General features: G+C 32.7%; 6 protein-coding genes and 2 pseudogenes. 6 read left to right on the top strand and 2 right to left on the bottom strand.

Annotated elements, in window-relative coordinates; genetic code table 11:
* Positions 1–184 precede the first annotated feature (184 nt).
* Positions 185–1,606, bottom strand: coding sequence for a dihydrolipoyl dehydrogenase family protein (locus F6K22_RS14375; protein ID WP_293098740.1), 1,422 nt, complete (start codon positions 1,604–1,606; stop codon positions 185–187).
* 1,200 nt (positions 1,607–2,806) lie between these two features.
* Entirely contained in the window at positions 2,807–3,274 is a 468-nt protein-coding gene (locus F6K22_RS14380; RefSeq protein ID WP_293098743.1) for an ABA4-like family protein, read from the bottom strand.
* A gap of 31 nt (positions 3,275–3,305) precedes the next feature.
* On the opposite strand from F6K22_RS14380, the gene F6K22_RS14385 reads away from it, so the two are divergent.
* From F6K22_RS14385 to F6K22_RS14410, 6 genes and pseudogenes are all read left to right on the top strand, one after another.
* Complete coding sequence (locus F6K22_RS14385; protein WP_293098746.1) at positions 3,306–4,619, top strand: serpin family protein; 1,314 nt, start codon at positions 3,306–3,308, stop codon at positions 4,617–4,619.
* A gap of 726 nt (positions 4,620–5,345) precedes the next feature.
* Positions 5,346–6,476: pseudogene (locus F6K22_RS14390) on the top strand (serpin family protein).
* Between the two features lie 536 nt (positions 6,477–7,012).
* Entirely contained in the window at positions 7,013–8,149 is a 1,137-nt protein-coding gene (locus F6K22_RS14395) for a serpin family protein (RefSeq protein ID WP_293098748.1), read from the top strand.
* Positions 8,150–8,607: 458 nt separating this feature from the next.
* Complete coding sequence (locus F6K22_RS14400; RefSeq protein WP_293098751.1) at positions 8,608–9,741, top strand: serpin family protein; 1,134 nt, start codon at positions 8,608–8,610, stop codon at positions 9,739–9,741.
* Between the two features lie 845 nt (positions 9,742–10,586).
* Entirely contained in the window at positions 10,587–11,927 is a 1,341-nt protein-coding gene (locus F6K22_RS14405) for a serpin family protein (RefSeq protein ID WP_293098754.1), read from the top strand.
* Between the two features lie 71 nt (positions 11,928–11,998).
* Positions 11,999–12,223 (top strand): annotated as a pseudogene (locus F6K22_RS14410) (serpin family protein); the annotation flags it as partial.
* Between the last annotated feature and the right edge of the window lie 135 nt (positions 12,224–12,358).

Raw genomic sequence — 12,358 nt, forward strand, 5'->3', positions numbered from 1 at the left:
TCCAAAAAATTATTATTTGCCCACTCTATGAATTTACTTATAAGTTATAAGGTGCGTTGCAACGCACCTACAATTGCTTTTAAATTTACTGAAAAATTCAGGTATAAAGCCTCTCCATAAATTAAGAAGAGGTAACTCTAAATTCTAAATTCTAAATTCTAAATTATTTAACCTCTTCCTCCCTTTAAAATGACCGCCTCCAATTAAAGAACTTCTCTAACATATTCTGCTGCCATAAATTCTTGGCATATTTCTCCTTTTTCAATAATAAACCTGCCTTACTATTTACCTCAGATAAAGTCGGATAAATATGAATTCCAGTCAAAGCAGAAACAGGCAATTTATTCGACATTGCCAAAACAACTTCATGGATTAATTCGCCAGCAGAAATACCAACTAAATGCGCTCCTAAAATTTCCCCATTACCCCTAGTAATAATCTTACCAAATCCTTTTGTAGCTGCCTCAGCTTGAGCGCGGTCTACACCAGAAAAAGGTTGCTTCAAAATATAAACATCATCTCCATAACGTTCCCTCGCTTGTTGTTCTGTTAATCCTACCCTTGCCAATTCTGGGTCAGTAAAAGTTGCCCAAGGAATAACTCGATAATTAGCCTTACTAATCGGAAAAAACAAGGCATTTGTTAAAGCAACAACCGCTTCATAACCCGACACATGAGTAAACTGATAACCACCAATTACATCTCCACAAGCATAAATTTTAGAATTAGTAGTTTGTAACTTCTCATTAACAATAATTCCTTGTTTTCCTACTTCGACACCAGCAGCTTCTAAATTCAAAGATTCTATATTTGGCAACCTACCACCAGCAACCAAAATCTCATCAACTATAATATTTTTTCCACCTGCTATTAATTGCTTTTTCCCATCTATAACTTCCACTTTTTCCGCCCTAGTTTGCTTTAAAATATTAATTCCTTCTGACTCAAATTGTTTCTCTACAACCAGAGCCGCTTCCGGTTCTTCCTTCGGTAAAATATGACTTCTACTAGAAATAATAGTCACATCACTACCAAGACGAGAAAAAGCTTGACCCAACTCACAACCTATCGGACCTGCGCCAATTATTGCCAAATAATTTGGTCGTTCTTGTAGAGAAAATACCTTTTCATTTGTTAGGAAACCAGCAGATTTTAATCCCTCCACAGATGGAATTGCAGGTCGAGAACCAGTAGAAATAACAAAAGCTCTTGCAGTTAATTGTTGACCATCAACTTCAAAAGTTTTCTTATCTATAAATTTACCTTCCCCAAAAATAACTTCAACACCCAAACCTCTAAATCTTTCTGGCGAATCATGGGGTTGGATATTAGCTATTACTTGTTGAACATGACCAGTTGCTTTCGCAAATTCAATTTCTGGAGGTTGAGTATAAATGCCAAAATTAGCAGCATTTTTTACTTGATAAGCAACACGAGAAGCATGAATTAAAGACTTACTAGGAACACAACCAAACCACAAACAATCACCACCCAATTTATCCCGTTCTACTAATGCTACTTTAGCTTTTAATTGAGCAGCAGCAGAAGCTACTACTAAGCCAGCAGAACCACCACCAATAATTACAATATCATATTTAACTGCCATTATTTTACCTCTATATTAATAGTCAAAAAAGAAGCTAGAACGAAGAATAAAAAAGGAATAAATTCAAACAAATAACCATTTTTTTAATGATAGGGAAAACAACCAAACAATTACTTTTAATAGTTATTTTTAAATGATTTTTCCTATTATCTCTTTCCAGATGAATAAATTTTACCTATCACTCCCTACCTAATAGCTCGTACCAAGCATGAAAAAAAATTTTACAAATAATGAGAAGGAAGGGGAAAGTGTGAAGAAGGAAGAAGGTTAGAAATAAAGAAGAAAAATTTTATGATTTTTCCCTCAATCAAAGTAACTATTCAGCTATTAGCGGTCTGCAATCAGCTTTTTTTGCAAATAAATAATATAGCTAAGAAAGAATTGGTTAGGACAATTACTGATGATAAATCTCAGACTAGGAAATGTTTTTCCAACTGTTCCCTGTTCCCTGTTCCCTGTTCCCTGTTCCCTGCTATAAAAGCGATTTGCTATGGATATCTAAATTTTTATGATGTACTTTTATTCATAATTAAAGATGGTAATTGAGCATCTCAATATTGCCATACGACTTAATTTTGTATGAACCTAATAGCTGAAGGCTGAAGGCTGAAGGCTGAATGTTTACCAATCAAATCAAGAACTTTGTACAAAAAATAAGTAGTTATAATCAAGTTCCCTGATTTCTAGCCAACATTTATAAAAGTAGTTGAACTTATTAAAGACAATATTATCAAGATAGTCTGATGTTCTCATTACAAGGCACTTATAAAACAAGTTAACTGCACTCGATAAAGCATATTCTCAGTTGACCAGAAAATAAGGTCTCAAGCTTCCCCTTTAAAGGAGATAAAAAAAGAAAATTCAGTATTTCAAGCCTCTTACTTGAGTAGGAAGTACTTTTAACTGATAACTGATAACTGATAACTCAAATGATATAATCTCCAATTAACTGTTAAACCAAAGATTGACAATTGAGGTAATTAATTGGAGAAACTTAAATAATTACTTTCCTATCCACCCCACGCAATATCAGTAATAGGTAACAATAGCTCTAGCTCTTCTTATATAGACCTTATAAATCAGTTCTACAACCTTCTAATAATTATTAGAGCCTTACAAGATTAGTAGTATCTGAGAAACTACTGAATCTTGATTAAGAACCTATAAACTTAAGAGGGTTTTAGATGAACTATCTTAATTTTACACTCCTTCTACAGTAGGTGTTGAAGTTTTCTTTTCTGTAGAATTACTGAAGAATTTTTGACCTATCCAAGAGGTTAAAATATGAGATAATAAACCAAAAGGTCCGGCAAATAAACAAAAAATTATTGAGTGGGCAGTCCAAACACCAGTGCGTTGTCCTTCCCAATAAATCCAACGACCAACAAACAAATCCATAACTAAAAAATGAATCCATCCTGTTGCTGCTGCTGATTCTTCTCCAAAGAATTTAGCAATATCTGACAGAGTAGGATTGGATAAAGCTGCGGCAGATTCAGGGGTAAGACTACTAATAAGTAAATAAAGATAAACGGCTACTAATAATATAAAAGGAATAAAAGATTCCATAATTTTACGAGTCACTTTCCAGTTAGGCAAAAATATAATTAATGCCCAGAATGGTAATACAAATAAATTAGCACCGTTGAAAATTAAATCGATAGTCATTGTTATTTATTCACTCCACTAAGGTAATAAAATGTTCAAAGAACTTATAAATAAATGTTATGCTATTTCTGCCAAAATGTCTCCAGGGATAATTGCTTTAATTGTAATTTTTGGAGTCTATCATTTACCAGGAGCTGCAATAAAGTTAAAGAATCAGAAAAATCATACCGATAATCATACAAATCAGATGCAGAATAAGTTAGCTCAAACAGGATACATGGATATGAGTATGAAATTAGTTTCTGCTAATAATCGATTTGCTTTTCAACTATTTTCAGAAATTCATAAATCACACTCAAATGAAAATATCTTTATCTCACCGAGTAGTATAGCGATCGCTCTATCAATGACCTACAATGGTGCTAGTGGAAAAACTCAAGAAGCTATGGCTAAAACTTTAAATTTTCAGGGAATGAGTTTAGAAGAAGTTAATCAAGCAAACAAAGATTTAGGGATTTTATTAAATAGTTTAAATACAGACATTAAATTAGATATTGGCAACTCAATTTGGGCGAGAAAAGGAATATCTTTCGACCAAAGTTTTCTACAAAGAAATCAATATTTTTATCAAAGTAAAGTAAGTGCAATCGATTTTAATCATCCTCAAACACCAGAAATTATCAATAATTGGGTAAAGGATTGTACCAAGGGCAAAATAGATCGAATTATCGATCGACTCAAGCCTAATGCCGTCATGGTCTTGTTAAATGCGATTTATTTTAAAGCTAATTGGGAGCAAGAGTTTTCAGAAAAATCTACTAAAGAATTACCTTTTTATCTACCAAATGGAAGTCAAAAAAAACATCCAATTATGTTTCAATCATCTCAAAATTTATATTACGAAGATGAAGATTTTCAAGCAGTTAGCTTACCCTATGGAGAAGGTCGTGTAAGTATGTATATATTTCTGCCTGCAAAACAAGTAGGATTAGAGAAATTTTATCAAATTTTAAATGATAAAAACTGGCAAGATTGGATGTTCCAGTTTGAGTATCAAAAAGTTAATTTAGGTTTGCCAAAATTTAAAACTGAATATGAAGTTACCCTCAATAATGTGTTGAAATCTTTGGGAATGGAAATAGCTTTTGACAAAAGAACGGCAGATTTTTCTGGAATGCGTCCTACTCCACCAGAGTTATATATTGATGAAGTTAAGCATAAAACATTTGTTGAAGTTAATGAAGCTGGAACAGAAGCAGCAGCAACTACGAGTATAACAATGGGAACAAGAAGTGCGGAAATACTGGTTGATATGTTAGTTGACCGTCCTTTCTTTTTTGCAATTAGAGATAATGATTCTGGAACTATTTTGTTTATGGGAGCAATTACAAATCCAAAAACGTGATTAAAAGGGAATAGGGAATAGAAAACAAAGGCAAGGACATTTGGTATCTATACTTTTGAAGCGAGAGTGACAAAAGAGTAGATGATTCTTAAATTTGTTTTATCCCCTTTATTGCTTGAGAAAATCAAATAACTATTGCCACATAGGAAATAGTTGACACAAAAGCAGTTTTTCCCGGAGCAACTCCAGAGTGCTTCAGAAAATGGCGATTGAGATTTTCATTCTTAGTTAAACCAGCAAAATAGTTGATAATTTTTAGTGCTTGAGAAAATCAAATAACTATTGCCACATAGGAAATAGTTGACACAAAAGCAGTTTTTCCCGGAGCAACTCCAGAGTGCTTCAGAAAATGGCGATTGAGATTTTCATTCTTAGTTAAACCAGCAAAATAGTCGATAATTTTTAGTGCTTGAGAAAATCAAATAACTATTGCCACATAAGAAATAATTGGCAGGAAAGAATTTTTTTTCTCGGAGCAACTCCAGAATGCTTCAGAAAATGGCGATTGAGATTTTCATTCTTAGTTAAACCAGCAAAATAGTCGATAATTTTTAGTGCTTGAGAAAATCAAATAACTATTGCCACATAAGAAATAATTGGCAGGAAAGAATTTTTTTTCTCGGAGCAACTCCAGAATGCTTCAGAAAATGGGAAGTCGCCAGTGTTGAGGGTTGATTATTTTTGGCATTTGCTATTATTAGATTAACCAAAATAGGAAGTATAGATATGATTGAGAAAATTAATAAATTAGTTTCTGCCAATAACAAATTTGCTTTTCAACTATTTTCAGAAATTCAGAAATTCCAGCCAAATGAAAATATTTTTATCTCGCCGAGTAGTATAGCGATCGCCCTATCAATGACCTAAAATGGCGCTGCGGGAAAAACTCAAGAAGCTATGACTAAAACTTTAAACTTTCAGGGAATAAGTTTAGAAGAAATTAATCAAGCAAATCAGGATTTAGGGATTTTATTAAATAGTTTAAATCCCGAGATTAAATTAAATATTGCCAACTCCATCTGGGCTAGAAAGGGAATATCTTTTTATCCAAGTTTTCTGCAAGTAAATCAAGATTTTTATCAGAGTCAAGTAAGGGAAATTGACTTTAACGATCCTGAAAGTCCGAAAATTATCAATAATTGGGTAAAAGACAAAACTGAAGGCAAAATTGATCAAATTATTCAAGCACTTAATCCTAATGATGTCATGGTGTTATTAAATGCTATTTATTTTAAAGCTGATTGGTTGCGACCATTTTCCGAGCATTCTACCACAGAGATGCCTTTTTATTTAGCCGATGGAACTCAAAAACAACATCCAATTATGTTCCAATCATCAACATATTTATATTACGAGAATGAGAATTTTCAGGCAGTGAGTTTGTACTATAAAAAACGTCGTGTCAGTATGTATATATTTCTCCCCAGGGAACAACTCGGTTTAGAGGGATTTTATCAAGTTTTGAATGAAGAAAACTGGGAAGATTGGATGAAACAGTTTGGAGGAGGTTATGAAGTTAATCTAGGTTTGCCAAAGTTTAAAAATGAATATGAAGTTAGTCTCAATGATGTGCTGAAATCTTTAGGAATGGAAATAGCTTTTAACAATAGTGCTGATTTTTCTAAAATGCTTCCTATTCCACCAGAGTTATATATTGATGAAGTTAAACAGAAAACATTTGTTGAAGTTAATGAAAAAGGAACAGAAGCAGCGGCTGTTACCAGTGATAAATCAATCCAAACAAGTGCAAAAATACCTGTCAATATATTAATTAATCGCCCATTCTTTTTTGCAATTGTAGAGAATAATTCTGGCACTATTTTGTTTATGGGAGCAATTACAAATCCCAAAAACTAAGATTTTGCAATTAACAATTAATAATTAATAATTAATGATGGCGTTAGCGGAGCTTTGCCCTAGCAAAAGGCCGTTTTGCTCCGCAACATGAAACCCCCTACCACCATTTATCAAAAAGAATGCTATATCGGATCAGATGGGGAAGTGTGGGAAGTGTGGGAGGTGTGGGTAGAGGTTAAAAGTAGGAAAAATCTATACTAACCAACTAATAATTGTCAAAAACAGACTTTAAATGCTGGTAACTATTGAGGTATTGAAGTATGGCTGAAGTATAGCATTAATGCATGGTAATTGGTATAACACCAAAATATTACAACTGAAATGAGATTGCTATAGCAATCCGCGCATAGGTTGCGGGTAATTAAAAAGTAAAAAAAAAAGTTGAAACTCCTACCAGATGAGCTGTAGCAATAGTGCCTGTTGCCTAAAAAGCAGTAAGATTTTTGCCACGAATAAAATAGGATTGCTATATATTAGCTTTTATACTTTTACTAAACTCAGAGCAGCAAAATAGTAGATAATTATTTGAATTTGGTATGATTGTATTAGCCAAAATCAGATATATCGACATGATTGAGAAATTAGTTTCTGCCAATAACACATTTGCCTTTCAACTATTTTCAGAAATTCAGAAATTCCAGCCAAATGAAAATATTTTTATCTCGCCCAGTAGTATAGCGATCGCTCTATCAATGACCTACAATGGCGCCGTGGGAAAAACTCAAGAAGCTATGGCTAAAACTCTAAATTTTCAGGGCATGAGTTTAGAGGAAATTAATCAAGCAAATCAAGAATTAGGAATTTTATTGGATAGTTTAAATCCTGAGATTAAATTATATATTGCTAACTCAATCTGGATTCGACAAGGACTACCTTTTTATCAGAGTTTTGTACAAATAAATCAAGATTTTTATCAGAGTCAAGTTGAAGAAATTCAAAGTATAGAAATCATTAATAATTGGGTAAAAGATAAGACTCAAGGCAAGATAGAGAAAATTATTGAAAAAGACGATCATGGTATCGACATGGTGTTGTTAAATGCTATTTATTGCAAAGCTGATTGGCAACAAAAATTTGCAGAATATTCTACCCAAGAGATGCCTTTTTATTTGCCTAATGGAACTCAAAAGCAACATCCAATTATGTGTCAATTATCAAGACATTTATATTATGAAAATGAAGCTTTCCAAGCCGTAAGTTTGCCCTATGGAGAAAGTAATGTAAGTATGTATATATTTCTCCCTAGGGAACAAGTGAGTTTAGATAAATTTTATAGAACTTTAAATGAGGAAAACTGGGAAAAATGGATGGAAAATTTTGAGTATTGCAAAGTAAATTTAGGTTTGCCAAAATTTAAAAGTGAATATGAAATTACTCTCAATGAGACACTGGAATCATTAGGAATGAAAATAGCCTTTGATTCTGAAAAAGCAAATTTTTCTGGAATTAGTTCCGAACACTTATGTATTACTGAAGTTAAACATAAAACATTCGTTGAAGTGAATGAAACAGGAACAGAAGCAGCGGCAGCTACCAGTGTAATAATGACAAGAAGTATACAAAGAGAAATAGTTGTTGATATGTTAGTTGACCGTCCTTTCTTTTTTGCAATTATAGAGAATGATTCTGAGAGTATTCTGTTTATGGGAGAAATTACAAATCCAAAAACATGATCGAAAGGGAAAAGGGTATAGAAAACAAAAGCAAGGATATTTGGCATCTATACTTTTGAAGTCAGAGTGGCAAAAGAGTAGATGATTCTTAAATTTGTTTCATACCCTTAGTTGCTTCAGAAAATAAAATGATAATTGCCACATAGGAAATAATTGTCGCAAAAGTAGTTTTTTTCGGAGCAACGAGTGCTTGAGAAAATGGGGAGTTGCCACTATCAATTAATCAAATGGGGATTGAGATTTTCATTCTTAGTCAAAAAAGCAAAATAGTCGATAATTTTTTTAGTAGTGCTTCAGGAAATAAAATGATAATTGCCACATAGGAAATAATTGTCGCAAAAGTAGTTTTTGCCAGAACAACGCCAGAGTGCTTCACAAAATGGCAAGGCGGCAGTGTTGAGCGTTAATGATTGTTGGTATTTGCTATTATTAGATTAAGCAAAATAGGAAGTATAAATATGAGCAATAAAATCAATCAATTAGTTTCTGCTAATAACAAATTTGCCTTTCAACTATTTTCAGAAATTCATAAATACCAGTCAAATGAAAATATTTTTATCTCACCAAGTAGTATAGCGATCGCCCTATCAATGACCTACAATGGCGCTAGTGTAAAAACTCAAGAAGCTATGGCTAAAACTCTAAATTTTCAGGGCATGAGTTTAGAGGAAATTAATCAAGCAAATCAAGAGTTAGGAATTTTATTAGATAGTTTAAATTCAGACATTAAGTTAAATATTGCTAACTCAATCTGGACAAAAATAGGAGTACCTTTTGAGCAAAAATTTCTCCGAATAAACCAAGAAGTTTATCAGAGTCAAGTCAGAGAAATTGACTTTGACAATCCTCAAAGCCCAGAAATTATCAATAATTGGATAAAAGACAATACCAAAGGCAAAATCGATAAAATAATTGACACACTAGATCGTGATTCAGTCATGGTATTGTTAAATGCTATTTATTTTCAAGGAAACTGGCAACAAGAATTTGATAATTTTTCTACCCTAGACCGACCTTTTTATCTATCTAATGGAATAGAAAAACAACATCCAACAATGTTGAAATTATCTCAATATTCATATTATGAAAATCAAACTTTTCAAGCCATTAGTTTACCTTACGGAGAAGGTCACGTGAGTATGTATGTATTCCTCCCCAAAGAAGAAATAGGATTAGAAAAATTCCATCAAACTTTAAATGAAGAAAATTGGGAAAATTGGATGCTAAAGTTTGAATCTCAAACAGTCACATTAAGTTTACCCAAATTTAAGAATGAATATGAAGTTACCCTCAATAATGTATTGAAAACTTTGGGAATGGAAATAGCTTTTGATATAAAGACAGCAGATTTTTCAGGAATGTCTTCTATTCCACCAGAGTTATATATTGATGAAATGAAACATAAAACATTTGTTGAAGTGAATGAAACAGGAACAGAAGCAGCAGCAGCTACCAGTATAGCTATAGGAGCAGCAAGTGCGATGGTAACTAGTTTAAATATGTTAGTTAATCGTCCCTTTTTTTTTGCTATTAGAGATAATAATTCTGGCACTATTTTGTTTATGGGAGAAATTACAAATCCAGAAAATTAAGAGTAATATCATGTTCGGATTAACAGTTATAAATAAAGAGGAAATCCTCAGTCATCAGGAGGTAATAGAGGAAAAATAAAGTATAAAAACGAGAAGGTTTTTTTATCACTAATTATCCGGACACGATCTAAGTTAGACATCTGGCAAAAGTTTTAATTAAATCAATTCAATATCTAAAATAAATAATTTCATCTCCCTATTCCCTATTTCCTGACTTCTGCAAGAAGTCTGTTTTATAGATAGCATTTATCAGACTAATGAGGTACATCTATCTTTTTTCTTTCCTATTTCCTATTCCCTAAAACAAACTAATGCGCGTACCTCGCCCTTTTTGGGAATTGCTATAGTATTCTTATAACGCTTTTTACATAAGCTGTTGTGCATTTAAACGACTTATTATTATGTGCCTTGCTTGAGAGAAAACTCTTATTAATTCTGACTTCTGACTTCGCGCCTTCTGACTTGCTAAGACGCATTTTAAATGGGTCTTAGCTTAGATAGACTACAGTTAGTACAGGTAACCCAAAAGCATTTTCCTGTGACCTATTCCCTACTTCAAAATAATTTTGTGGTCTACTTAAGAGAGTAAATACACAAGCAAAGATTAAGACAGTGGTTAGTGCTTAATATTCGGTATACTTGGTGGGTTAGGACAGACACTTAAGAGTTTGCGTAGCGACTCATAAGTATTGTCGCCTAACCCACCCTATGCCTGGATTTAATATTCCTTTGACAAACAGTCTCTAAATGAAAAGCGCTGTAAATAATTTTTTACATAAAAGTTAGTAATTGTGAAAAATATATTGATTTTAATTGTTAGTAATTAACTCTAGTGAAGTAAAAGAATGTTCAAAGAACTTGTCAATAAATTTTATGGTATTTCTGCCAAAATATCTCTAGGAGCAATTATTTTAATTGTAATTATGGGAGTCTATAACTTACCTGGCAGTACAACAATTTTCAGAAATCGGAAATTCGATACCAATAAATATACAAATCAGAAGCAGCAGAAATTAGCTCAAACAGAAGACGAAAATACCATGATAAAATTAGTTTATGCCTATAATAAATTTGGTTTTAAACTATTTTCAGAAATTCGTAAATCCCCATCAAACGAAAATATTTTTATCTCACCTATTAGTATAGCGATCGCTCTATCAATGACCTACAATGGCGCTGCTGGAAAAACTCAAGAAGCTATGGCTAAAATTTTAAACTTTCAGGGAATGAATTTAGAGGAAATTAATCAAGCAAATCAGGATTTAGGGATTTTATTAAATAGTTTAAATCCCGAGATTAAATTAAATATTGCTAACTCAATCTGGACTAGAAAGGGAATATCTTTTTATCCAAGTTTTCTGCAAGTAAATCAAGATTTTTATCAGAGTCAGGTAAGGGAAATTGACTTTAACGATCCTGAAAGTCCGAAAATTATCAATAATTGGGTAAAAGACAGAACTGAAGGCAAAATCGATCGAATCATTCAAAGAAAAAAACTCAAACCTAATTCAGTAATACTATTGTTAAATGCTATTTATTTTAAAGCTGCTTGGCAGCAACCATTTTCAGAATATTCTACTAAAGAGATGCCTTTTTATTTAGCCAATGGAACTCAAAAACAACATCCAATTATGTTTCAAGAATCAGGATACTTATATTATGAAAACCAAGATTTTCAAGCAGTGAGTTTGCCCTATAAAAAACGTCGTGTCAGTATGTATATATTTCTCCCAAAGCCAGGAGTAGGTTTAGAGAAATTTCATCAAGTTTTCAATCAAAAAAACTGGGAAAATTGGATGAAACAGTTTGAGTTTGAAAATGGAACGAAACGGTTGAGCGGTAATAAAGTTAATTTAGGGTTGCCAAAATTTAAAACCAAATATGAAGTTACTCTCAATGATGTGCTGAAATCTTTAGGAATGGAAATAGCTTTTAACTACAAAGAAGCAGATTTTTCTAAAATGCTTCCTATTCCACCAAATTTATATATTGATGAAGTTAAACATAAAACATTTGTTGAAGTTAATGAAAAAGGAACAGAAGCAGCCGCTGTTACTAGGGTGGAAGGATCAACTAGAAGTAGACCTATTGAGATGTTAATTAATCGTCCCTTCTTTTTTGCTATTAGAGATAACGAATCTGGCATTATTCTGTTTATGGGAGAAATTACAAATCCAGAAACGTGATTAAAAGGGAAAAGGGAATATAGCGCCACGCGCAAGTCAGAAGTCAGAAGTAATCCCTAAAAGCAGATTTTTCTAGAATGAGTCCTGAGGAGTTATATATTGATGAAGTTAAAAATAAAACATTTGTTGAAGTGAATGAAACAGGAACAGAAGCAGCCGCTGTTACTAGGGTGGAAGGATCAACTAGAAGTAGACCTATTGAGATGTTAGTTAATCGTCCCTTCTTTTTTGCTATTAGAGATAACGAATCTGGCATTATTCTGTTTATGGGAGAAATTACAAATCCAGAAACGTGATTAAAAGAGAAAAGGGAATATAGCGCCACGCGCAAGTCAGAAGTCAGAAGTAATCCCTAAAAGCAGATTTTTCTAGAATGAGTCCTGAGGAGTTATATATTGATGAAGTTAAAAATAAAACATTTGTTGAAGTGA

The sequence above is a fragment of the Okeania sp. SIO2F4 genome (assembly GCF_010672385.1).
Classification (GTDB): Bacteria; Cyanobacteriota; Cyanobacteriia; order Cyanobacteriales; family Microcoleaceae; genus Trichodesmium.